21 protein-coding genes, 1 tRNA gene and 1 other annotated feature (1 of these 23 only partly in view) are annotated in these 24,674 nt (G+C 27.6%); of the genes, 19 read left to right on the forward strand and 3 right to left on the reverse strand.

What is annotated here, in order from left to right:
• Positions 1-183 (forward strand) — a binding site (T-box leader); it begins 11 nt to the left of the window's first position.
• Positions 184-239: 56 nt separating this feature from the next.
• From leuS to sdaAA, 5 genes are all read left to right on the forward strand, one after another.
• Positions 240-2,660, forward strand: coding sequence for a leucine--tRNA ligase (gene leuS, locus CRIB_RS02185; protein ID WP_180702920.1), 2,421 nt, complete (start codon positions 240-242; stop codon positions 2,658-2,660).
• Between the two features lie 348 nt (positions 2,661-3,008).
• On the forward strand, positions 3,009-4,226 hold the full coding sequence (gene ilvA, locus CRIB_RS02190) for a threonine ammonia-lyase (RefSeq protein WP_180702921.1): 1,218 nt from the start codon (positions 3,009-3,011) through the stop codon (positions 4,224-4,226).
• A gap of 158 nt (positions 4,227-4,384) precedes the next feature.
• On the forward strand, positions 4,385-4,765 hold the full coding sequence (locus CRIB_RS02195) for a RidA family protein (protein WP_180702922.1): 381 nt from the start codon (positions 4,385-4,387) through the stop codon (positions 4,763-4,765).
• A gap of 339 nt (positions 4,766-5,104) precedes the next feature.
• The gene (gene sdaAB, locus CRIB_RS02200) at positions 5,105-5,779 is read left to right on the forward strand and encodes an L-serine ammonia-lyase, iron-sulfur-dependent subunit beta (RefSeq protein ID WP_180702923.1); all 675 of its coding nucleotides are present in this window, start codon (positions 5,105-5,107) and stop codon (positions 5,777-5,779) included.
• Positions 5,780-5,798: 19 nt separating this feature from the next.
• Positions 5,799-6,680 (forward strand): L-serine ammonia-lyase, iron-sulfur-dependent, subunit alpha, encoded by an 882-nt coding sequence (sdaAA, locus tag CRIB_RS02205; protein WP_180702924.1) that lies wholly within the window; start codon positions 5,799-5,801, stop codon positions 6,678-6,680.
• A 462-nt stretch (positions 6,681-7,142) separates the two neighbouring features.
• Here the strand turns inward: sdaAA and CRIB_RS02210 are convergent, their stop codons facing one another.
• The gene (locus CRIB_RS02210; protein WP_180702925.1) at positions 7,143-8,444 is read right to left on the reverse strand and encodes a D-alanyl-D-alanine carboxypeptidase family protein; all 1,302 of its coding nucleotides are present in this window, start codon (positions 8,442-8,444) and stop codon (positions 7,143-7,145) included.
• 79 nt (positions 8,445-8,523) lie between these two features.
• Between CRIB_RS02210 and CRIB_RS02215 the strand changes: the two genes are divergently transcribed.
• The 8 genes from CRIB_RS02215 (at position 8,524) to CRIB_RS02250 (ending at position 16,626) form a co-directional block, all read left to right on the forward strand.
• Entirely contained in the window at positions 8,524-9,180 is a 657-nt protein-coding gene (locus CRIB_RS02215) for a DUF655 domain-containing protein (RefSeq protein WP_180702926.1), read from the forward strand.
• 116 nt (positions 9,181-9,296) lie between these two features.
• On the forward strand, positions 9,297-10,310 hold the full coding sequence (gene selD, locus CRIB_RS02220; protein ID WP_180703637.1) for a selenide, water dikinase SelD: 1,014 nt from the start codon (positions 9,297-9,299) through the stop codon (positions 10,308-10,310).
• Between the two features lie 117 nt (positions 10,311-10,427).
• Complete coding sequence (selA, locus tag CRIB_RS02225) at positions 10,428-11,861, forward strand: L-seryl-tRNA(Sec) selenium transferase (protein WP_180702927.1); 1,434 nt, start codon at positions 10,428-10,430, stop codon at positions 11,859-11,861.
• Positions 11,862-11,883: 22 nt separating this feature from the next.
• Positions 11,884-13,770, forward strand: coding sequence for a selenocysteine-specific translation elongation factor (gene selB / locus CRIB_RS02230; protein ID WP_180702928.1), 1,887 nt, complete (start codon positions 11,884-11,886; stop codon positions 13,768-13,770).
• A 15-nt stretch (positions 13,771-13,785) separates the two neighbouring features.
• The gene (locus CRIB_RS02235; RefSeq protein WP_180702929.1) at positions 13,786-14,460 is read left to right on the forward strand and encodes a uracil-DNA glycosylase; all 675 of its coding nucleotides are present in this window, start codon (positions 13,786-13,788) and stop codon (positions 14,458-14,460) included.
• Between the two features lie 234 nt (positions 14,461-14,694).
• Entirely contained in the window at positions 14,695-15,558 is an 864-nt protein-coding gene (locus tag CRIB_RS02240) for a 3D domain-containing protein (protein WP_180702930.1), read from the forward strand.
• A 102-nt stretch (positions 15,559-15,660) separates the two neighbouring features.
• Positions 15,661-15,757 (forward strand) — tRNA-Sec (locus CRIB_RS02245).
• 158 nt (positions 15,758-15,915) lie between these two features.
• Entirely contained in the window at positions 15,916-16,626 is a 711-nt protein-coding gene (locus CRIB_RS02250; RefSeq protein ID WP_180702931.1) for a tRNA threonylcarbamoyladenosine dehydratase, read from the forward strand.
• Between the two features lie 7 nt (positions 16,627-16,633).
• On the opposite strand, the gene CRIB_RS02255 is transcribed toward CRIB_RS02250, so the two are convergent.
• Positions 16,634-17,479 (reverse strand): ComEC/Rec2 family competence protein, encoded by an 846-nt coding sequence (locus CRIB_RS02255; protein WP_243633557.1) that lies wholly within the window; start codon positions 17,477-17,479, stop codon positions 16,634-16,636.
• A 208-nt stretch (positions 17,480-17,687) separates the two neighbouring features.
• Between CRIB_RS02255 and CRIB_RS02260 the strand changes: the two genes are divergently transcribed.
• From CRIB_RS02260 to holA, 4 genes are all read left to right on the forward strand, one after another.
• The gene (locus CRIB_RS02260) at positions 17,688-18,593 is read left to right on the forward strand and encodes a DUF2156 domain-containing protein (protein ID WP_180702933.1); all 906 of its coding nucleotides are present in this window, start codon (positions 17,688-17,690) and stop codon (positions 18,591-18,593) included.
• Position 18,594: 1 nt separating this feature from the next.
• On the forward strand, positions 18,595-19,761 hold the full coding sequence (locus CRIB_RS02265) for a GNAT family N-acetyltransferase (protein WP_180702934.1): 1,167 nt from the start codon (positions 18,595-18,597) through the stop codon (positions 19,759-19,761).
• An 84-nt stretch (positions 19,762-19,845) separates the two neighbouring features.
• On the forward strand, positions 19,846-21,105 hold the full coding sequence (locus CRIB_RS02270; RefSeq protein ID WP_180702935.1) for a ComEC/Rec2 family competence protein: 1,260 nt from the start codon (positions 19,846-19,848) through the stop codon (positions 21,103-21,105).
• Positions 21,080-22,120, forward strand: coding sequence for a DNA polymerase III subunit delta (gene holA / locus CRIB_RS02275; protein ID WP_180702936.1), 1,041 nt, complete (start codon positions 21,080-21,082; stop codon positions 22,118-22,120). The genes CRIB_RS02270 and holA overlap by 26 nt, the downstream gene beginning before the upstream one ends.
• A gap of 108 nt (positions 22,121-22,228) precedes the next feature.
• Here the strand turns inward: holA and rpsT are convergent, their stop codons facing one another.
• Entirely contained in the window at positions 22,229-22,495 is a 267-nt protein-coding gene (rpsT, locus tag CRIB_RS02280; RefSeq protein WP_071121232.1) for a 30S ribosomal protein S20, read from the reverse strand.
• 262 nt (positions 22,496-22,757) lie between these two features.
• Between rpsT and gpr the strand changes: the two genes are divergently transcribed.
• Positions 22,758-23,714, forward strand: coding sequence for a GPR endopeptidase (gene gpr, locus CRIB_RS02285; RefSeq protein WP_180702937.1), 957 nt, complete (start codon positions 22,758-22,760; stop codon positions 23,712-23,714).
• 11 nt (positions 23,715-23,725) lie between these two features.
• Positions 23,726-24,673 carry a stage II sporulation protein P gene (spoIIP, locus tag CRIB_RS02290; protein WP_180702938.1) on the forward strand — a complete coding sequence of 316 codons (948 nt, stop codon included), beginning with the start codon at positions 23,726-23,728 and terminating at the stop codon, positions 24,671-24,673.
• The last annotated feature ends 1 nt before the right edge of the window (position 24,674 follow it).

The raw sequence follows: 24,674 nt of genomic DNA on the forward strand, positions 1-24,674 counted from the left end.
TAGACTAGAGTAGTAAAAGAATATATTTTTTCAGAGAGCTAGTGGTGCTGAGAACTAGTAAAATATATCTTTGAACTTGCTAGGCAAAATCTATTTAGCCGTAGTTGGCATAAAAACTATCTAAGAGAGCCTTATCTTTAGGCTAATTAGGGTGGTACCGCGAAGATAATCCTCGTCCCTAAACATTGCGTTTAGTGATTGAGGATTTTTTTATATTATTAACTTAGGAGGAAATTTTGATGAACGTTTATAAGCCAAATGAAATTGAGTCAAAGTGGCAAAAAACTTGGGAAAAAAATGAACAATATAAAACAGATACTAATGATAATACAAAGCCTAAGTATTATGCATTAGAAATGTTCCCTTATCCATCAGGAAAATTACATATGGGACATGTTAGAAACTACTCTATAGGTGATGTAGTTGCGAGATTTAAGAAAATGCAAGGGTACAATGTTCTACATCCAATGGGATGGGATTCATTTGGACTTCCGGCAGAAAATGCGGCTATAAAGCATGGAATACATCCAGACAAATGGACTATGGAAAATATAGCGGACATGAGAGAGCAATTAAAAACTTTAGGTCTTAGTTTTGACTGGGATAGAGAAATAGCTACATCTACACCAGAATACTATAAGTTCACTCAACAAATATTCTTAAAAATGTTAGAACATGGATTAGCATATAAGAAAAAATCTTTCGTAAACTGGTGTCCATCTTGTGAAACAGTTCTTGCTAATGAGCAAGTTGTACAAGGTGCATGTGAGAGATGTGACTCTGTAGTAGTAAAGAAAGACTTAGAACAATGGTATTTTAAAACTACTCATTTTGCAGAAGAATTATTACAAGATATAGATACTTTAGATGGATGGCCAGAAAAAGTTAAAACTATGCAAAGAAACTGGATAGGAAAAAGTACTGGTGCTGAAATAACTTTCGATATAGATGGAAGTGACAAATCTATAACTGTATTTACAACTAGACCAGATACTGTATATGGAGTTTCTTACATGGTTTTAGCTCCAGAGCATTCATTAGTTAAAGAACTAGTTGCTGGAACAGAATATGAAGAAGCAGTAGATGCATTTGTTCAAAAGATGCATACTATGACTGAAATAGAAAGAACTTCAAGTGATGTTGAAAAAGAAGGAATGTTCATAGGTAAATATGTTGTAAATCCATTAACAGGTAAAAAAGTTCCTTTATGGATAGCTAACTACGTACTTGTTGATTATGGAACAGGTGCAGTTATGGCAGTGCCAGCTCATGATGAAAGAGATGCTGATTTTGCAGCTAAATATAACTTAGAAGTAGTAACTGTAATAGATGAAGATAATAAAATGATAAACTCAGCAGAATTTGATGGAATGGACGCTGATAAAGCATTTGATGCTATAATAGAAAAGATAGAAGAAATAGGAAGAGGAAAGAAAACAGTTAATTACAGATTAAGAGACTGGTTACTTTCTAGACAAAGATACTGGGGATGTCCAATACCTGTAGTATATTGTGATGAATGTGGTATAGTTCCAGAAAAGAAAGAAAACTTACCAATATTATTACCAACAGATGTAGAGTTTACAGGAAAGGGTGAATCACCACTTACAACATCAAAAACATTTATGAATACAACTTGTCCATGTTGTGGAAAACCAGCTAGAAGAGAAGCTGATACGATGGATACATTCGTAGATTCTTCTTGGTACTTCTTAAGATATATAGATCCTAAAAATACTGAAGAACCATTTAGCAAAGATGCAGTTAATAATTGGATGCCAGTTGACCAATATATAGGTGGAGTAGAGCATGCCATATTACATCTTCTTTATTCAAGATTCTTTGTAAAGGCATTTAATTCTATGGGAATGTTAGATTTTAAAGAGCCTTTTAAAAACTTATTAACTCAAGGTATGGTTTTAAAAGATGGTGCTAAGATGAGTAAGTCTAAAGGAAATGTCGTAGCTCCATCAGAAATAATAGCAGAATATGGAGTTGATACTGCTAGATTATTCGTATTATTTGCAGCACCACCAGAAAGAGACTTAGAATGGTCAGATCAAGGTGTTGAAGGATGTTTTAGATTCTTAAATAGAGTATATAGATTAGTAGATGAATTATCAGATATAGCTAAATCTAATGTTGAGTCAAAAGAATTAACTAAAGAAGATAAAGCCATGAGATATACTATACATGCAACTTTAAAGAAAGTTACTGAAGATCTAAACGAAAAGTTCGGATTTAATACTGCTATATCTGCGCTAATGGAACTAATAAATGAAATGTATAAATATAAAGAATTAGATTCTAGAAATGAAGCAGTTATAAAAGAAGGTATAGAAACTATAGTAACTATACTTGCTCCATTTGCACCTCATATAGGTGAAGAGTTATGGGCTATGATAGGTAAAGAAGGAAGTATATTTGATATATCTTGGCCAAAATATGATGAAACAGCTTTAGTTAAAGATGAAGTTGAAATAGTTGTTCAAATAAATGGAAAAGTAAGAGGAAAATTAAGTGTTGCTGCTAATATATCTAGAGAAGAAATGGAAAAGGTAGCAATGGAAGATGAAAAAATAAAAGCATTAGTTGAAGGAAAATCTATAGTTAAAGTAGTTGCAGTACCTAAGAAATTAGTTAATATAGTTGTTAAATAATAAATTAAGTGAAAGCTCTTTACATGTTTATATATGTAAAGGGCTTTTTTACGCTTAAGGATATTATAATACTTAAAAAATGTGGATAAATTCTGAATGTAAGTAATATCAACAAATTGGTTTTGAGCGTAAAAAAGATTTTGAGCAACGGACGAAGTCGTTGGCGACATGAGCAAAGCGAATTTTTTATTTTGAAAGTAAAATTAAAGTAAGTTGATAGAAAATTATAATTTTTCGAAAGAAAAAATATTTAAAAAATAAAAAATTAATGTTGATTTTTGTAAAAAAAAGTTATAAAATTAAATTGTTAATAAAGAAACAAAAAAACGTTTACGGGGAGTGTATAAAATGATGAAGGTTACTTTACAAGACATAAAAGATGCAAAAGAAACTATAAAGGATATAGTAAAGAAAACTGATATATTAGAAAGTGCAAAGCTTAGTGCTATGACTGGGGCAAATGTTTTCTATAAGTGTGAAAATCTTCAAAAAACAGGTTCTTTCAAAGTAAGAGGAGCTTGTAATAAAATAGCAAACTTAACTGATGAAGAGAAGGCAAACGGTGTTATAGCTTCAAGTGCTGGAAATCATGCACAAGGTGTTGCATTAGGTGCTCAAATGACAGGAATAAAGGCTACAATAGTAATGCCAGCTACTGCACCTTTAGCAAAGGTTACGGCAACTAAAGGATATGGAGCTGAAGTTGTATTAAATGGCTTAGTTTATGATGATGCTTACGCAAAAGCAGTTGAGTTACAAAAAGAAACTGGAGCAACTTTCTTACATCCATTTAATGATAAATATGTAATATCAGGACAAGGAACAATAGGTCTTGAAATACTTGAACAATTAGATGGAAAAGTTGATACTATACTTTGTCCAATAGGTGGAGGGGGAATAATAGCTGGTATAGCAGTAGCAGCTAAAGGGATAAATCCTAATATAAAAATAGTAGGTGTTCAAACTGCAAATATACCTTCAATGCATGAGTCTATGAAAAATGGTGAAGTTACAACAGCATTCAAATCTACTACAATAGCTGATGGTATAGCTGTTAAAACACCTGGTGATGTAACTTTTGAGATAATAAATGAATTAGTTGATGAAGTAATAGTAGTTGAGGAAGATGAAATAGCACAAGGTATGTTATTCTTAATGGAAAATCAAAAAGTTGTAGCTGAAGGAGCTGGTGCTGTAAGTACTGCTGCATTATTAAGTGGAAAATATGTACCTCAAAAAGGTGAGAATGTAGTTTGTGTAATATCTGGAGGAAATGTTGATGTTAATACATTATACAGAGTTATAGGAACTGCTTTAACTAAAGAAGCTAGAAGATATGCATTTAACACAGTAATACAAGATAAGCCAGGTGGACTTGCTGAATTAACTAAAATAATAAGTGAACATGATGCTAACATATTAAACGCTAATTTAACAAGATCATCTATGGGTGGAGCAACAGGTACTCTTACGGCAGAAATGGTACTTGAAACTTTAAACCAAGATCATATAGATAGATTAAAAGCTGACATATTGAAAGCTGAATTTGATATTGTAGAAGTGTAATTTAAATAAAATATAAATAAAAGTTAGCTTTAAATTATAAAGTTAACTTTTATTTATGAGTAATAAAAAAATATATATACAATAAAACTTATATAATAGTATAATATAAAAGAAAATGTGTAATATACATATATATATATTCTAGGAGGAATTTTAATATGAAACATCAAGTAATACATACAGATAATGCACCTAAAGCTATAGGACCATATTCTCAAGCTGTTAAAGCTGGAAATATGTTATTTGTATCAGGACAAGTTCCATTTGTACCTGAAACTATGGAAATAGTAGAAGGAGATGTAAAAGCACAAACTGCTCAATCTTTAAAAAACGTTCAAGCTATATTAGCTGAAGCTGGGCTTGATTTTTCTCATGTAGTAAAATCTACAGTATTCATAAAAGATATGAATGAATTTGCTCAAATAAATGAAGTATATGCTGAGTTCTTTGGTGAAAACAAACCAGCTAGAGCTTGTGTAGAAGTTGCAAGACTTCCAAAAGACGTTAAAGTTGAAATAGAAGTAATTGCTGTAATATAATTTATTTTATAAAAATGACCAGTATACTACTGGTCATTTTTAGTAAGATTTCAATATTTTCTTATTACAAATATATAATAGTATTAAAGGAATACATTTCTACAAAAAATATTTAGATTTTAAGAAAATAAGATTCCATAAAGTCGAATTTTAGTATATAATAATAATACAAGATAACTATATAAAAAAATTAAAATAAACTTTAATTAAACAATTTAAAATAGTTTTATCGACATATATTTATGTGTATATATTGTAATAATAAATAATACTTAAATAAATGTAATATTTAATTTTAAGTTCAATTCAATATACAACTAGATGAGGAGAGGTAATATAATGGCTAAAGATTATAGTGTATTTGATATAGTAGGTCCTAATATGATAGGTCCATCAAGTTCCCATACTGCAGGAGCTGCAAGACTTGGAAAGAGTGCTTCTAAAATAGCAGGAAAACCAGTAAAGGAAGTAAACTTCTTACTTCATGGATCATTTGCAGAAACTTATAAAGGTCATGGTACTGATAAAGCATTAGTCGGTGGTATATTAGGATTTAATCCAGATGATGCTAGAATAAAGGATTCTTTTGAATTAGCAAAAGAACAAGGAGTTAAGTTTGAATTCATAAAAACTGACTTAGGAGAAAACGTTCATCCTAATACTGTTAAAATGGAAATGATACTAGAAGATGGTTCAAAATCAAGCGTAATGGGTGCTTCTATAGGTGGAGGTAACATAAAGCTTACTGAAATGGATGGATTGGCACTTGACTTTAATGGAGCGAGAAGTGCTATAGTAATAGAGATAAAAGATATACCAGGTGCAATAGCATTTATAACGGGATTACTTGGACATAATAATAAAAACATAGCAACTATATCTACTAATAAACCAGAGAAGTCAGAATATACGTTCTTAACAATAGAAACAGATGATGAATTAGAGCCAAGTTTAATAGAACAATTAAAGAAATTTGAAGTAGTAGCTAAAGTAGTAGTTTTAGATAAATTCTAATAAGTGAGGAGAGACAAAAATGAAATATAATTTCACAAGTGGAGCAGAGTTATTAGAAAAATGTAAAGAATTAAATATGACTATACACGAGTTATGTGTAGAAAGAGAAGCAGAGCTTACTGGAATGTCGAAAGAAGAAGTAAGAGACAAAATGAGAGTAAGTTTAAATATAATGAAAAATGCTGTTGAAAAAGCAGTTCAAGAAGATATAAAATCTATGGGTGGTCTTATAGGTGGAGAAGCTAAGAAGTTAACTAACTTCAGAAATTCATCTGCAAAGACTGTTTGTGGAGAATTAATGAATAAAGCTATGGCGGCTGCAATGGGTACTATGGAAGTAAATGCTTCTATGGGACTTATAGTTGCTGCACCAACAGCTGGTTCTTGTGGTATACTTCCAGGAGCAATAGTTACAATAGGTAAAGAATATGATATAGATGATGAAACTATGATAGATGCATTATTTACAGCATCAGCTATAGGAGTTATAATAACTAGAAATGCAACTGTTTCGGGTGCTGAAGGTGGATGTCAAGCTGAAACTGGAGCTGCTGCTGCAATGGCATCAGCTGGGATAGTTGAAATGATGGGAGGAAGCCAAGAGCAAGCTGTACATGCTGCATCTCATTGTTTACAAAATGTTATGGGATTAGTATGTGACCCAATAGCAGGTCTTGTTGAAGTACCTTGCCAAGGAAGAAATGCTATAGGTGTTGCAAATGCTTTAATATCAGCAGAATTATGTTTAGCTGGTATATTAAACATAATACCATTTGATGAAACTGTAGCTGCTATGTATAAAGTAGGTAAGACTCTTCCAATGGAATTAAGAGAAACTGCATTAGGTGTAGTTGCTGCAACTTGTACAGGATGTTCTTTAACTAATAAAATATTTGGATAATGTTATATAGCTGGTAATGATTCCATTACCAGCTTTTTTAATTATAAGTAAATTGTATTGATTAAAAATCTATAGTAAATTTGTGAATTAAAGTAATATTAATATATTTATAAAAATGAAAAGAGTATTAGTGATAAGGTGATATCTTTGATGTTATTTTTTTATCAAAATTTATTATGATTCTTATAGATGAAAATATTTTTCTTGGATCAGTGATGATAATAGTAGCATTAATATTAATACCTATAGAGATAATTTTTTAATATAATAGACTTTGATAACTCTAAGGATGAATATTATAATAAGGAATAGGTTTAATGATTACATGAGTGATTGGAATATAGATTTAAATAAAAATTTCATGCTTGTATGTAGATATATTAAATCCGATAAATTACAATATTAAATATGAAAAGATTAGGGATTTGAAAATATTAAAAGCTATTGATTAATCAATAGCTTTTAATATTTTCTACGTCTTCTATTTTTAGAGTACGTACTATTCTTTTTTTCCTTTTTCTTTCTATTAACTTTACGTATAATAAATACTATAAAAACTAATATAATAATAAGTAAAATTATTTTTAATACATTATATAAAAGTTTATTTTCTTTAAAAAAAGCAAATATACTAGTGACATCATTTTTAGCAACTAAATCAATACTCTTTTCTAGTTTCTTATTTTTATAGACTTCTAAAGTACCTACTTTATCACCTTCTTTTATAGGTAGCTTAATATTATCTAATTTAGTTTTTATTGAATAGTCACCAGCATTGCTATTATTAGATAATGCAACACTATAATTAGTTTCTGGTTGATAAATTAATTTTTTTTCTTTACTTAAAAATACTTTTTTATTTTTAATAAAGTCATCTTTGTCAACAATCTCCTTAACATAGAAATTGTCAAAACCATAGTCTAGTAATGTTCTAGAATCAAGATATAAATCATCAACAGTAGACTTAAAAACGGCAGAAATAACTCTTATATTATTTTTAACACCAGTAGATAAAAGACATTTTCCTGCTGCATCAGTATACCCTGTTTTTATACCATCAACAACATCATACTTAATATCTATTTCTTGACCTTTATAGTTCATTTTAGATCTTGACGTTAGAAACTGATTAGTATTTTCAAAGTATCTTTCGTAAGGATAAGCTTCTGTAGCGGGATATTTAACAGATTTAGTGTTAACTATATCTCTAAATATTTTGTTATCCATAGCCTTTCTAGCCATAAGAGCCATATCGTAAGCTGTAGTATAATGATTTTCATCTGGTAATCCATGAGGGTTGTTAAAATGAGTATTTTCAGCTCCTATAGATTTAGCTTCATCATTCATCATATTTACAAAGTTCTCTACAGATCCACCTACATATTTAGCTAAAACCATAGCTACATCATTAGATGAATGTATCAGTAATGCATCTAATAATTCTTTTACTGTAAATGCTTCACCTTCTTTTAGGTACATGCTTGACCCATCAACAATAGGTAAATCTTTTATCTCAACTACTTGATTTAAATCGTTAACATGTTTTAAAACCACATAAGCTGTCCATGCTTTAGTAGTTGAAGCTGGATAGAGCTTGCTATGCCCATTTTTATTATACAAAACTTGCCCTGTTTCGTAGTCCATTAATACTGCATATTCAGCAGTTAAGTTTGGTTCACTATCCGCAAATGATAAATTATTTGTATTAAAAACGGGCAAGAAGGTTATAAGAAGTGTAAGTAGAAATGAAAAAATTTTTTTCATGAAATAACCTCCAAAATAAAATATTATATTTTAGTATAACATATTTTGGTCAATAATCAAAATATAGAGAGGTGATAAAATGAAAAAATGTAAAATAATAATATTTATAATGATATTACTATTTAGTATATATAAAATAATAGATAACAAAAATTTAGATATAAAAGATAATGTTTATATAGTTAGTCAAAGTGAAGTTCGCGAAGAAGAATCTATATCTAATAATATATCTGATGAAAAAGATAACCAAGGAAAAGAACAGATAAAAATAGAAAACACAAACAAAAAAACTATAACTGTATTTATTAGCGGGGAGGTAAAAAATCCTGGAGTTGTTGCTATAGATGCTGAAAAGAGATTATCAGATGCAGTTAATGAATTAGGTGGAACCACAGAAAATGCAGATTTGAATAAAGTGAATTTAGCAATGAAACTTAAAGATGAATCTCATTATATAATACCTAAAATAGGTGATAATTCAGAAAGTCATAACAAAGAAACATTTGAAAATAATATAGAAAATGATTTAAATAATAAAAATAATTTAATAAATATAAATGCGGCAAGTATACAAGAGTTAGATGCACTTCCTGGAGTTGGAGAGGCTACTGCTAATAAAATAGTAAACTATAGAGAAGAGAAAGGAAAGTTTAATTCAATAGAAGAAATAAAAAATGTAAATGGTATAGGCGATAAAAAGTATGAAGAATTGAAAACTCTAATAAGTATAGAGTAATAGAGCATAATTATGATAAATATTGCTAATAAAGTATAAAAAATATGTTATTATAAGTAATATATAAATTAGGTAGAGGAGAGATAATAGTGGAAAATTTAAAAAGACTAACAGAAATGACGACATCAGGTGGTTGAGCGGCCAAAATTGGGCCAGAGGTTCTGGCTTCAGTATTATCACAACTTCCTAAAAATAAAAATAACAATAATTTGCTAGTAGGTTTAGATACTGCAGATGATGCAGCGGTTTATAAACTAAATGATGAAACAGCATTAATTCAAACTTTAGACTTTTTTACTCCAATGATAGATGACCCTTATATATTTGGACAGATAGCAGCTGCTAATTCATTGTCAGATGTATATGCTATGGGAGGAAAGCCTATAGTTGCAATGAATATAGTGTGCTTTCCATCATGTCATGATATGAATATATTAGCAGAAATTTTAAAAGGCGGATTTGATAAAGTCAAAGAAAGTGGCGCTCTTTTAGTAGGTGGTCACACTGTAGATGATAAAGAGCCTAAATACGGTCTTTCGGTATCAGGAATTGTTCATCCTGAAAAGGTATTATCAAATGCAACATCTAGAGTTGGTGATAAATTAATTTTAACGAAACCTATAGGTGTAGGTATATTAAACACAGCGATGAAAGAAAATCTTGTTTCAAAAGAAATTTCTGATAAAGTTATAGAAGTTATGGTACACTTAAATAAATATGCAGCTAAGAGTTTTGACTATATAAAAGTGAATTCTGTAACGGATATAACAGGATTTGGTTTACTTGGTCATGCTTTAGAAATGGCTAAAGCATCAAATGTTAGTATTGAAATAAACTCAAAAGATGTGCCTATACTAGATGGAGCTATTGATATGGCGAATATGGGAATTATTCCAGTGGGAATGTATAGAAATAAAGAATATGTTTCGAAAGATGTAAATATCATAGATGTAGATACAGCAATAGAAGATATTTTATATGACCCTCAAACATCAGGTGGGCTTTTAATATCAGTAGAAGAAGAATTAGCAGATAAGTTAATTGAAGATATGAAATTAAATGGATCTATAGAAGCCAAAATAATAGGAAGTGTAAAAAAGAAAGAAGATAAATATATTACGGTTATATAATAACCGTATTTTTATATGTAAAGGCAATATATTTTATAAATAGCAAATAAGTTAAACTAAATTTTATATTTTAAATTTAGTTTAACTTATTAATATTAGGTAAATTATAAAATACGGATGATAAATACAAATATAGAAAGAGTGATCATATTGGATAAAAGGCAATTATTTTCTAAACTACCTTCAGTAGATGAGATTTTAGGAAATAGTAAAATAGTAAATATTATTTCTGAATACCCGAGAGATTTAGTAATAGAAGGTATTAGAGAAGCTATAGATATTAATAGAAAAAGTATAGTGAACTTAAAAGAAAATATAAATGCTTTTGATGTTTCTATTGATAATATAGTAAATGATGTAATAAATAGAGTTCGGATAAAATATGAATTATCGTTAAAAAAAGTTATAAATGCTACTGGTGTAGTTATACATACCAATTTAGGTAGATCTTTACTTAGTCAAAGCATAAAAAATGAAGTGCTAAATACAGCATTTAGATATTCTAACTTAGAATATGATATAGATAAGGGAAAGAGAGGCTCTAGATACTCTCATTTAACAGAAACTATAAAAAGAATTACAAATGCAGAAGATGTTTTAGTAGTTAATAATAATGCAGCAGCAGTTCTTCTTGTTTTGAGTACTTTAGCTAAAGATAAAGAAGCAATAGTTTCAAGAGGAGAACTTGTTGAAGTTGGAGGTTCTTTTAGAATACCAAGTATAATGGAACTTAGTGGAGCTAAACTAGTAGAAGTAGGTGCTACGAATAAAACTCATCTAAATGATTATGAGGAAGCTATAAATGAAGAAACGGCTATTTTAATGAAGGTTCACACTAGCAACTATAAAATATTAGGATTTACAGAAAGTGTTGAAATAAAGGAATTAAAAAAGCTAGGTGAAAAATACAATTTACCTGTTATAGAAGATTTAGGTAGCGGGACATTTATAGATTTATCTAAATACGGATTATCTTATGAACCAACAGTATTAGACTCTTTAAAAAATGGAGCAGATATAGTTACATTTAGTGGAGATAAAATGCTTGGAGGACCTCAGGCTGGTATAATAGTTGGAAAAAAAGAGTACATCGATAAAATGAAAAAAAATCAGCTTACAAGGGCCTTAAGAGTAGATAAGCTTACTATTTGTGCACTTGAGGCAACATTTAGAATGTATTTAGATGAAGAAAAAGCAATAAATGAAATACCAACTCTTAAAATGTTAACTTATAAGATATCGGAGTTAGATCAAAAAGCTAAGAGTTTATATGACAAAATTATTGATAAAAATATAGATGCTAATGTCTTTATAGAAGATGGATTATCCCAAGTAGGTGGAGGATCTATGCCATTAGAAACAATACAAACAAAAGTAATAGCTATAGCTCCTAAAAATATGAGTGTGTCATCTTTAGAGGAGAAATTGAGATTAAGTGATTCACATATAATAGCAAGAATATATGATAATAAATATATATTAGATGTAAGAACTATATTTGAAGAAGAATTTGAAATCATAGCTAATGAATTAAAAAAGGCTTTAAATTAATAACCTTACTAGGGGGCAGTATATGAAAAATGTAATAATAGGAACAGCGGGTCATATAGACCATGGAAAGACAACTTTAATAAAGGCACTTACTGGAAGAGAGACAGATACCCTAGAAGAAGAAAAAAGAAGGGGCATATCTATAAATCTTGGATTTACATATTTTGATTTACCAAGCAATAAAAGAGCAGGTATAGTTGATGTACCAGGTCATGAAAAATTTATAAAAAATATGTTAGCAGGAGCAGCTGGAATAGATATTGTACTATTTGTAGTAGCTAGCGATGAAGGTGTTATGCCACAGACTATTGAACACTTGGATATATTATCTTTTTTAAATATAAAAAAAGGAATTATAGTACTTACAAAATGTGATGTAGTTGATAATGAGTTTATAGAGCTTGTTAAGGAAGATATCAGAGAAAAAACTAAAGGTACTTTCTTAGAAAATTCAGAAATTGTAGAAGTAGATTCTATATCAAAAAATGGAGTAAGTGAGCTTATAAAAAAAATAGATGATATAAGCAATGAAATAGATGATAAAAATGAAAATTCACCAGCTAGGCTTAATATAGATAGAGTATTTTCTATAAAAGGATTTGGTACAGTTGTTACAGGAACATTACTAGAAGGAAAAATAAGTATAGATGATGATTTAATTATTTATCCTAATAAATTAAAAACAAAGATAAGAAGTATACAAGTTCATGGACAAGATGTTAAAACTGCATATGCAGGTCAAAGGACAGCTATAAATATAGCTAATATAAAAGTTGAAGAATTAAAAAGAGGAGATGTTTTAGCATCACCAAACTCTTTAGAAGAATCTATGATGCTAGATGTTAAACTATCTTTAGTTAAACACACTAATAAAAATTTAAAACATTGGGATAGATTGAGGCTTTATCATGGGGCTAGAGAAATATTGTGCAGGGTTGTACCATTAGATAAAGATATTACTAAGTCGGGAGAAAGCTGTTATGCTCAACTTAGATTAGAAGAAAGTATAGTAGCTAAAAAATTAGACAGTTTCGTACTTAGAAATTATTCACCGCTTGAAACCATAGGTGGTGGGGTTATTATAGATACGAAGCCTAAGAAACATAAAAAGTTTGATGAAAATGTTATAAGCTCTCTTAAAATGAAAGAAAAGGGAGAACTTGAAGTTATATTAGAAGAGTATCTTAAAAATAATTTAAAATCATATAAAACACTAAAGGATATAATGAGTTATACTGGAGAAAATGAAGAGCTTATTATAAATGCAATAAATAAGTTAATAAAAGAAAATAAAGTTGCAAACATCAATAATATATATATACATATAAATCAATATGAAAATTTAAAAAAATTAATAGTAGAACTTTTAACTATATATCATAAAAAGCATAGGCTTAGGAATGGTGTATTGAAGGAAGAAGTAAGGTCTAAGATTGAAAGTAAATTTAATACAAAAGAAATGGACATACTACTTAATAAATTACAAAATGAAAAAATTATAAAGATAGATGAAAATTTAATATCAATTTATGATTTTGAAGTAACATTAAATGATAAGCAAAAAGAAATAAAAGATAACATACAGAAAAAATTAAAATTGCCTGAAACATTAACTGTATTAAACATAAAGGATATATGTGAAAATAAATACTATGAAGAAGTTTTAGAGTATATGATAGGAAAAGATGTAGAAAAATTAGATGATACATATATAATGGATAAAGAAATTTATGAAGAAATAAAGATAAACTTAATAAAGTATTTAGAAGAATTTGGAGAGATAACACTAGGTCAATATAGAGATATGTTAAATTCAAGTAGAAAGAATTGCATGATTATATTAGAAAATTTTGATAGAAATAAAATAACCAAAAGAGATGATAATAAAAGAACTTTATACAATAAATAAGAGAAAGGTGATATTATGGTCAAGCTAGGTAATGATTGGGATGAGATTTTATCTGATGAATTTAAAAAAACATACTACTTAGAATTAAGAGAATTTCTAAAAGAAGAGTATAGGAATAAAACAATATATCCAAATATGAATAATATATTTGAAGCTTTAAAGCATACGTCTTATAAAGATACAAAAGTATTGATATTAGGGCAAGATCCATATCATGGTGAAAATCAAGCTCATGGATTGGCATTTTCAGTACGACTTAATGTAGCGATACCTCCATCACTATTAAATATATATAAAGAATTAAAAAGTGATATAGGATGCTTTATACCTAATAATGGATATCTGATACCTTGGGCTGATCAAGGAGTACTACTTCTTAATACTGCATTAACAGTAAGGGCACATGAGGCTAATTCTCATAAGGGAAGAGGATGGGAAATTTTTACTGATAGAATTATAGAATTATTAAGTGAAAGAAAAGACCCTGTAATATTTGTTTTATGGGGGTCAAATGCGAGGAAGAAAGCAGAACTTATAGATACCAATAGACACTATATTTTAGAAGCTCCTCATCCAAGTCCATTATCTGCGAGAAGAGGATTTTTTGGGTGTAAACATTTTTCTAAAATAAATGAAATATTAATTGAATTAGGGAAAAAGCCTATTGATTGGCAAATTAATAATATATAAATAAAATAAATATAAAAAAGCATAGCTTAAGCTATGCTTTTTTATATTTATTTTATAATTAAATTCATTAATTTTACACACTATAATAAGTTAATGAAAATGGGTTAAACGCTAAACAAGCATAGTTATGCTTTTTTGTCAAGTTGACAAAAAGTATCAAAAAAGTTACAATCCATACATGACATAAAATACAACGAATTTATATATATAAATAAATTAGAGAAGGAGAGTATTATGATTATAAAAAATAATAAGATATTAAAAGTCTCGGCCATGGCAGCCGTATTGTCTATAGGATTATTATCAGGAGGTTACACCTTGGCGAATAAAAAGATAACATTAGTAGTTAAAGGAATGGAAACGGAAATATCAACTTTAAAATCTAATGTTGAAGAGGTATTAGCAGAACAAAATATTAAATATGATAAAGATGACATAATCAGTTTACCTTTAGATAAAAAGATTTCAGATGGTGACAAAATAGAGGTTATAGAGGTTACAGAAAAGACTATAAAGGAAAATAAAGAAATTCCTTTTGAAGTTAATATTGTAGAAGATAAGAATATATTAAAGGGTGAAACTAAAGTTGAAGTAGAAGGTCAGCCAGGAAACAATGAACTATTATATAAGATTACTTATCATAATGGTAAACAAGTGGAAAAGAAATTTATTGAAGAAGTTGTTTTAACAGAGCCTGTAGATAAGGTTATAAAAAAAGGGACTAAAGTAGAACTTCAAGTTGCGTCATCAAGAGGTGAGAGTATAAGAGCTAACTCTACATCTTATAGTAATAACTCATCAAAGGGTAATTCATCAAGTTCTAATTCAAATAGAAAGCATATTTCTGTTGTTGCAACAGCATATACTGGGAATTCTATAACATCGACAGGAATAAATCCTAAGTGGGGAACTATAGCTGTAGACCCTAGTGTTATACCTTACGGAACAAAGGTTTATATACCTCAATTTGATAAAATATTTATAGCAGAAGATTGCGGTAGTGCAATAAAAGGTAATAAAATAGATATATATATGAATGATGAAGAAGCGGTTAAAAACTGGGGAAGAAAAAGAATAGATATTTATATAGTTGGGTAGAGTAATGGGCTTTCTCTAAAAGAGATAAGCCTTTTTAATTTTATAAAATAGTTGAAATTGGAAAATATATATGATATTATATACAAACATAAGATTATATATGGGAGTGGATGGGTGCTGGTGTGTCCTCTAGTCTTCAAAACTAGTATGAGGAGTTAATAGCTTCTTAGGTGGGTTCGATTCCCACGCATTCCCGCCAGTGAAAAGAACTCAATTGAGTTCTTTTTTATATATAATAATATAATATTTATATAAGTAAGTATTTAGATAAATTTTGAATTTTATATACGAAAATATAAAATAGACTTAAATAGGAAAATATAAGTTAAGATAAATATGATTTTAGGAGAGATAATAATGGAAAAAAACTTCACGACAAGAACTAGCCTAATAATAGGTGATGAAGGTATAAACAAACTTAAGGACTCTCATGTAATAGTATTTGGAGTTGGAGGAGTAGGTAGCTTTGCAGCAGAAGCTATAGCAAGAGCTGGGGTAGGTAACTTAACTATAGTTGACTTTGATGATGTGGATATAACTAATATCAATAGACAATTACCGGCATTACACTCAACTGTTGGCCAGTATAAAGTTGATGTTATGAAAGATAGAATACTAGATATTAATCCAGATATAAATATAAAAGCGATAAGAGAAGTATACAATAAAGAGACAAGTGAAAGTATATTATGTGAAAATTACGATTATGTAGTTGATGCTATAGATATGGTAACATCTAAGATACACTTAATAGAGACTTGTAAAAATAAAGGTCTAGATATAATAAGTTCTATGGGTATGGGTAATAAATTAGATCCTACTAAAATAGAGGTTACAGATATACATAAAACTACGATATGTCCATTAGCAAGAGTTATGAGAAAAGAATTAAAAGATAGAAAAATAAAAAAATTAAAAGTAGTTTATTCTACAGAGCAGCCTAAAGAGTTAAAAAAGAAAATATTAAATGGCAAAAAAGTTACACCTGGTAGTGTATCTTTCGTTCCTTCTGTTGGAGGGCTTATAATAGCATCTGTTGTCATAAATGATTTATTAAATAAGAAGTAGATTAAAACTACTTCTTATTTAATTTATAGTCTTTAGTTGTAAAAATAGTGTCACCATCGCTATAAAATACAATATTACCTAAAATATCTGTTCTATAAGTTAAGACATTATTTTTTTCTAGAGTATCTAAAGTGCTTTTATGAGGATGGCCATATTGATTTTTATAACCGCAGGATATGACTGCTACATCTGGACTTACTTCTTCTACAAATTCAGAAGTGGTAGAAGAGCTACTTCCATGATGTCCTACTTTAAGAAAATCTATATCATTAAGTTCATAAGAATTTATAATATTTAATTCATTGTTAGCTTCAGCATCTCCTGTAAATAGAAAGGATTTATTTTTATAATCTAATCTAAATACTATAGAGTTAAGATTATTTTCTTCTTGAATATAAGAAGGTGCAAGTACTTCTAAATTTATATTATCCTCTATATTAATAAAATCTCCGCTGCTTAGACCTTGTAAATTTAAGTTTTTATTTAAACATGAATTGATTAAATTTTGATAGGATACTGTATCAGATTCATAATTAGGCGCATATATATTTGATACATTAAATTTATCTATTATATTATCTAGACCACCAATATGATCAGAGTCAAAGTGTGTAGCTATTATATAATCTATATTTTCTACATTCTGTTTTTTTAAATAGCTAGATATTATATGATGGCTATTATCATCACCACCATCAATTAAAATATTTTTAGAGCTAGGGGTTTGTATCAATATACTATCTCCTTGTCCAACATCTATAGTATGTATAGATAAATAGTTATTTTTGCCAGATGGAATTAAAAGTGATATTATAATAATTATTAGAATATAAGTTAAAAATAAATTTTTCAATAAATTACCTCCATTTATTATATGTTTATAAGTAAATAATATGGGTAACATAAATTAGTAATGTAAACTATCTTATATTCTAAACAATAAAGTATAAGATAATTCAAAGGATAATGATAAAATATTAACTTTTAAGATTATAGTATAATTTTTATATATTAATTATTAGTAAGTATATATAAATGTAAGAAAGGATTAGAGATTATATATGAAATTTAAAGAAATAACTATAGATTCAATAAAAGAACTACAGCCATATTTTGATTTAGTTGATTATGAGGCTTGTGAATATTGTTTTACTACATTATATATGTGGCAACATGTATATAAAACAGGATATGTTATATGTGATGATTTCGCAGTTATAATGGCAGAATACGAGGGGAATAGTTTTTCTATATTACCTTTAGCTAAAAAAGAAAAGTTGCCAAAAGCTATAGATTTTACTATAAAATACTTCAAAGAAAGTAACAAAAAAATATGTTTCAGAGGTATAACTAAAGAAGTGGTAGGGATTTTACAAGATAATTATCCAGGTGAATTTGAATATATAGAGGAAAGAGATTTATTTGATTATGTATATGATGGTGAAAGCTTAAGAACTTTAGGGGGAAGAAAAAACCAAAAAAAGAGAAATCATATAAATGCATTTTTAAAAGACTATGAAGGTAGATATGAGTATAGACTTCTTGATGAAGGAGACTTTACATATTGTTTAAATCTACTAAAAGAGTGGACTGTAAATAAAGAAGAAAATAATGAATTTGATGAAGGTATGGATGATGAGTCTGTAGGAATTAAGAAGATATTTAATAATTATGAGTACTTAAAAGATAGATTAAAGATAGCAGGTATATATGTAGATGGTAAATTAGAGGCATTTACTATGGGTGAACTTATAAATTCTAACATGGCATTAATTCATATAGAAAAAGCTAATCCAAATATAAGGGGATTATATCCATACATAAATCAGCAATTTATATTAAATGAATTTGAGAATGTAGAGTTTGTAAATAGAGAAGAAGACTTAGGAATACCTGGGCTTAGAAAAGCGAAACTTTCTTATCATCCTGTTAAATTTGTTGAGAAATACACTGTTAGGGAGAACTAATATGAATATGAGATATGCTAAAGAAGAAGAAATAGATGATATTAAAGAAATATGGAATTATTGTTTTAATGATGAAGATAGCTTTGTTAATTACTATTTCAATAATAAATACAATAATAATAATACAATCGTAGCATGTGAAGATGAAGATATTGTATCTTCTCTTCAATTAAACCAATATAAAATAAAGTTAGATGATAAAGAATATGAAACATCATACGTTGTGGGGGTGTCTACATTTCCACAAGTAAGGGGAAGAGGGTATATGAAAAGAATTATGGAATACTCTCTTAATGAACTTTATAAAAAAAATCAAATAGTATCAATACTTATGCCTATTGATTATAGATTATATAGAAAGTATGGATATGAACATTGCTATGATCAATTAGAATACTATATAAATATAGAAGATTTAAAGAATTTTAATTTATTAGGTAGAATGTATAAAGCCAATGAGGAGCATATCGACGATTTAATTGATATAAATAATTTATTTTTAGAAGATGTAAATGGTAATGTAGTTAGAAATAAGGAATATTATGTAAATTTATTCAAAGAAGTTGAAAGCGAAAATGGTCATATATATGTTTATAAAGATGGATCATATAAAGGGTATATAATATATTTCTTAAATGGAGATAATATGTTTGTTAGGGAATTGTTTTATAAAGATTTAGATTCATTAAAATCTATTTTAAAATTTATTTATAACCATAATACTCAATGCAAGAAAGTGACTATATCAGCGCCTATAAATGATAAAATAAGGTTTGTTTTAGAAAATCCTAAAACTATAGATATTAAAGTAAAACCATTTATGATGGGTAGAGTTATAAATGTAGAAGATTATCTTAATGGATTAAAAATTAATAGTGATATAGAGTTAAGTGCAAACGTATTTATAGAAGATAAATTTATAAAAGAGAATAATGGAACTTTTAATATAAAGATAAAAGATAAAAAAGTTAAAGCTCAAAAGATAAAAGGTGAATGTAATTTATATATGAGTATTAATACTTTTACTCAATTAGCATTTTCCTATATAGATATAAAAGAAGCTATGATTTTAAATAATATAAATAAAAATGCAAAAAATAAAGAAGCAATACATTTATTTGAATTATTGTTTAAGAAAAAAGAAAACTATATAAATGAGTATGTTTAAAGGATATCAAATTTGATATCCTTTATTTTGTTTAAAAATTGATTGTTTTGAAGATACTTAAAGTAAATTGCTTTTGGAGGAATTATGAGAAGACCGTTTTTAATAATTTTTATTATATTATTAATAGTATCATTTATATACACTAATATTAATACAATTAATACAGGTTGTGATAATGAAGATATAGAAGTTATAGGGATAGTAAAGCATAAAAAAGAAAAAGAAAGATATAATGAATACACAGTTGGAAAATTTGTTGTTAGAGATTATACTAAACATAAAACAATTAAAGTGGGTAGTGAAATAAAACTAACAGGAGAATTTAAGGATTTAAATAAAATGTCATATGAAAGCTTTGACTATGGAAGATATCTAAGGAGTGCTGGTTATAAAGGGTTAATTTACTTAAAAGACTATAGTACATTAGGGAGTAACCTCATGTATGAGTATATTTATAAAGTAAAATCTTATATAAGTAATACAATAAGATATTTATATAAAACAAATTCAGACTTTATAAATTCTATAATGTTAGGACAAAAAGACGATTTATCACAAAATGAGAAATTAATATTTACTAGAACTGGTACTAGCCATATTATAGCAATTTCAGGGCTTCATACGGGCATACTTTCAGGATTGATAATATTTATGATGGGAAGAATAAATAAGATTTATAAATTAGTAATTCTATCTATTATGATGTTTCTTTACTCAATTATGGTTGGGAATTCACCTTCAATAATAAGGTCTATAATGTTTATGATATCACTGTATTTGAGTTTTTTCTTAGATAGGAAGATAGATAAAATATCAACATTATCCTTTGTAGGTATATTATTTGTAATAAATAATCCATACATAATATATAATGTAAGTTTTCAATTGTCTTTTCTTGCAACATTGTCTATAATATATTTCTATGATTATATAAATAATAAATTAAATATAAAAATAATTTCATTAACTTTATCTGCAAATATATTAACAATACCAATAATATACTATAATTTCAAAGGTATACCTTTAGCTTCTATATTTAGTAATATAATTATAGTTCCATTTGTAGGTATTATTATATATTTGGCTATGTTGAGTTTAATATTGTTTAAAATAAATATATATATATCAAATATAGTGGTGTATATCAATAGATTTATCTTAGAAACTATATATGTATTATTAGAAAAAATAAGTAATTTAGATTTTGCTTATATTATTGTAGAAGAGCCTAAATTATACTATGTAATTATTTATTATACGGTAGTATTTTTATATATGATTTATAAAGAAGCAAAAACTATAAAGGAGCAATCACATGAACTACAAGGATATTATAAATGATATAAAAAATAGAAACATAAAAAATACTTACCTTTTTTATGGGAAAGAATATTATTTAATAGAAAATGCTATAAAAGAGATTAAATTAACTTTAAATGATGGAATGATAGATTTTAACTTAGATATTATAGATGGGAGAGAAATTACGTTAGATCAACTTATAAGTTCTATAGAGACGCTTCCATTTATGGATGATAGAAAGATAGTTATATTAAAAGATTTTGAATTATTAAAAGGGAAAAAGAAAAATTTTAGTGATGAAGATGAAAAATATTTTGCAGAATATATAGATAATATACCTCAAACTACTACATTAGTATTTGTAGTATATGGAGATATAGATAAACGAAAATCATTAGTTAAAAAGATAAGTGAAAATGGAATAGTATTTAACTGTGACAAATTATCAGATATGGATTTATTTAAATGGGTAAAGAAAAGATTTGATAAGAATAATGTAATAATAGACAATGCTCAAATTATGTACTTTATAAATAGTGAAGGGTATTTAGACAAAAGTAGTGAAAAAACTTTATCTGATTTAGAAAATGAAATAAATAAAATTAGTTCATTTGTTGGTAAGGAAAATAAAGTAACAAATGATATAATAGATCAACTTTCTCAAAAAAAAGTAGAAAATGATATATTTAAACTTATTGATTATATAGGACAGAAAAATTCATCTGATGCCATGAAAATTTTAAATGATATGATTTATGAAGGAGAGTCTGTATTTGGTATATTTTCTATGATAGCAAGACAGTTTAAAGTTATTATGCAAGTTAGACAATTACAAATACAAGGTCATACTTCTAAAAGTATAGCAGAAAGACTTAAATTACATCCATTCGTTGTAGGTAAAGCATTAAAACAAACTAAAAATTTTTCTGATGAAGTTATAGTAGATATATTAAATTCTATACTAGAAAGTGATTTTAAAATAAAAAATGGATTAGTAAGAGATACATTGTCTATAGAAATGCTAATAAGTAAATATTGTAAAAAAGGAAGTTAAAAAATCTTAGTAAATAAATACTAAGATTTTTTTGATTTAACCGATATATATAAAATAAAAACCCTTGATATTATCAAGGGTTAGTATCTATTCATAAGAAACGGATAATTAAGCGTTCATTCCGTTTAATTTTTGAGCTAACTTAGCAACTTTTCTAGATGCTGCATTTTTGTGTATAGTTCCTTTAGAAGCTACTTGATATATTTTCTTTTGAGCAAATTGGAACTTAGCAACAGCCTCTTCTCTGTTTCCAGCTGCAACAGCTTCTTCGAATCTTCTTATTGCAGTTTTTAATTGAGATTTTCTAGCTCTATTTAAAGCAGTTTTCTTTTCGATAACTCTTATTCTTTTCTTAGCAGATTTTATGTTTGCCACGTGGTTCACCCCCTCGTTTATTTTATTATATTCATCGTCAACATATTAGATTTTAACAGAAATAAAATCAAAAATCAAGGATAAATATTTATAAGTTTTATTATTATTTCTTTTTTTATTTTAAGTTATATATTACATAAAGATAGTATACAACGTGAGAGTTAAATATTCAATAAATTACAAATTTACATGTTATTGTTATAAAATACTAAAATTTGTTAAGAATTATAATTAGTATTTAACTAATACATGGAGGGTAAATATGTTTAATATAAGAACAGACTTAGCACTAGAAGCAAAAGAAATATATGAAAATGATCAAAAATCAACAGAAATACCTGGAGTAAAGATAGAAAATAAAGATTTAGAAAACTGTAAAGTAACGATAGTTGAGGTTATAGATGAACAAGGATCTAAAATAATGAATAAGGGTATAGGAAAATATGTTACATTAGAAAGTAATCTTATGAAATTTGATGATGATGAATCTCGAGAAGAAATGATTACATATTTGAAAGATGAATTAGTAGAAATACTAGGAGAGGATAAGACTAAAAAAACTTTAGTAATAGGACTTGGTAACTGGAATATAACATCAGATGCATTAGGGCCGAAGAGTGTATCTAAAACATTAGTTACAAGACATATATTTAAAAATTACAATAAAGACTACGATGATGATTTTACAGAAGTATCTGCTTTAAGCCCAGGTGTTATGGGGATAACTGGTTTAGAAACTAGTGAGACTGTAAAATCAATAGTAGATATGATAAAACCTGACAGGGTAATTGCTATAGATGCATTAGCATCGAGAAAAATGGAAAGAGTAAACTCAACTATACAAATATCTACAGCTGGGATATCTCCAGGTGGAGGGGTTGGAAATAAAAGAAAAGCATTAAATAAAGATTATTTAGGTGTTGATGTAATAGCTATAGGAGTACCGACTGTGGTAGATGCTGCTACATTAACTAGTGATGTATTAGATTTAGCGATAGATAATTTAATGAGCCAATCAAATGAAGGCGAAAATTTCTATAATATGCTAAAACAACTTAAAGAAGATGAGAAGTATCATCTTATAAAAGAGTCTTTAGATCCATATGATAAAAATTTAATAGTAACACCTAAAGACATAGATGAAACTATAGAGAATTTATCGATAATAATAAGCGAAGGATTAAATAGATCTCTCCATCCAGGTAGAATAACCAATTAAGGAGGAAAAATATGTTAAGAAAAGCTAAGAAGATTATAAGTATAGCCTGTATTTTGACTTTTGTTTTACCAATCATATCTTATAGTATAGATAAAGAAGAATTTCTTAAGTTTTTAATAGAGTCATCTTATCCAGAGGCAAGTACAAACAATGATAATTCTAAAGAAGAAAAAGATAAAGAAGATAAAACTGCGAATAATAAAGAAAAAGATTATATAAAAGTTCATATAGGAGAAGAAAATGTTCCTACATTAAACAATAAATCTGATAATAAAGAAAATATATCTGTGGCATCTAGTGAATATAAAAATGACATAAGATTAACTAAAGAAGATCCTACTATGTTAATATATCACTCTCATGCAGGGGAAACTTATTCAGATTCTCCAGAAGGAAATTATCATTCACAAAATAATAGAGATAAATCAGTGCTTGAAGTTGGAACACTGTTAACAGAGCAATTAAGTCAAAAAGGTTGGGGAGTTGCACATAGTACAAAATATCATGATTATCCAGATTTTACAAAATCTTATGCAAGTAGTTTAGAAACTGTAAAATCAATGTTAAATAATCATAAAAATATAAATATAGCTATAGATTTACACAGAGATGGAAGGGATCTTAACACTGATGCTGATATGCAAAAAGAGAATGAAAGAATGACTACAACTTATAACGGTGAAAAAGTAGCTAAATTTTTCTTTGTTGTAGGTATGAAAAATACTAATGTAGATGAAGTACAAGAATTAGCTGAGGATATAACTAAATTTGCTCAAAGTAAATACCCTGAATTGGTTTTACCTATAGTAAAGAAGCAATATGGTAAGTTCAATCAATATATGGCTAAAAATCATATGCTTATAGAAATAGGAAGTAATGGAACTAGTTCAGATGAAGCAAAAGCATCTGTAAAATACGTAGCAGAAATTTTAGATGAATACTTTAAGCAAAATAGATAAT

The organism is Romboutsia ilealis (assembly GCF_900015215.1).
GTDB classification, from domain to species: Bacteria; Bacillota; Clostridia; order Peptostreptococcales; family Peptostreptococcaceae; genus Romboutsia; species Romboutsia ilealis.

Excerpts from the sequence above, each read along its gene's own strand:
- holA (WP_180702936.1), top strand. The coding sequence starts at position 21,080 with ATGAACTACAAGGATATTATAAATGATATAAAAAATAGAAACATAAAA.
- CRIB_RS02270 (WP_180702935.1), top strand. The coding sequence starts at position 19,846 with ATGAGAAGACCGTTTTTAATAATTTTTATTATATTATTAATAGTATCA.
- CRIB_RS02250 (WP_180702931.1), top strand. The coding sequence starts at position 15,916 with ATGGAAAAAAACTTCACGACAAGAACTAGCCTAATAATAGGTGATGAA.
- CRIB_RS02195 (WP_180702922.1), top strand. The coding sequence starts at position 4,385 with ATGAAACATCAAGTAATACATACAGATAATGCACCTAAAGCTATAGGA.
- sdaAB (WP_180702923.1), top strand. The coding sequence starts at position 5,105 with ATGGCTAAAGATTATAGTGTATTTGATATAGTAGGTCCTAATATGATA.
- sdaAA (WP_180702924.1), top strand. The coding sequence starts at position 5,799 with ATGAAATATAATTTCACAAGTGGAGCAGAGTTATTAGAAAAATGTAAA.
- leuS (WP_180702920.1), top strand. The coding sequence starts at position 240 with ATGAACGTTTATAAGCCAAATGAAATTGAGTCAAAGTGGCAAAAAACT.
- selB (WP_180702928.1), top strand. The coding sequence starts at position 11,884 with ATGAAAAATGTAATAATAGGAACAGCGGGTCATATAGACCATGGAAAG.
- ilvA (WP_180702921.1), top strand. The coding sequence starts at position 3,009 with ATGATGAAGGTTACTTTACAAGACATAAAAGATGCAAAAGAAACTATA.
- CRIB_RS02260 (WP_180702933.1), top strand. The coding sequence starts at position 17,688 with ATGAAATTTAAAGAAATAACTATAGATTCAATAAAAGAACTACAGCCA.
- spoIIP (WP_180702938.1), top strand. The coding sequence starts at position 23,726 with ATGTTAAGAAAAGCTAAGAAGATTATAAGTATAGCCTGTATTTTGACT.
- CRIB_RS02235 (WP_180702929.1), top strand. The coding sequence starts at position 13,786 with ATGGTCAAGCTAGGTAATGATTGGGATGAGATTTTATCTGATGAATTT.
- CRIB_RS02215 (WP_180702926.1), top strand. The coding sequence starts at position 8,524 with ATGAAAAAATGTAAAATAATAATATTTATAATGATATTACTATTTAGT.
- selA (WP_180702927.1), top strand. The coding sequence starts at position 10,428 with ATGATAAATACAAATATAGAAAGAGTGATCATATTGGATAAAAGGCAA.
- CRIB_RS02210 (WP_180702925.1), bottom strand. The coding sequence starts at position 8,444 with ATGAAAAAAATTTTTTCATTTCTACTTACACTTCTTATAACCTTCTTG.
- CRIB_RS02240 (WP_180702930.1), top strand. The coding sequence starts at position 14,695 with ATGATTATAAAAAATAATAAGATATTAAAAGTCTCGGCCATGGCAGCC.
- CRIB_RS02265 (WP_180702934.1), top strand. The coding sequence starts at position 18,595 with ATGAATATGAGATATGCTAAAGAAGAAGAAATAGATGATATTAAAGAA.
- gpr (WP_180702937.1), top strand. The coding sequence starts at position 22,758 with ATGTTTAATATAAGAACAGACTTAGCACTAGAAGCAAAAGAAATATAT.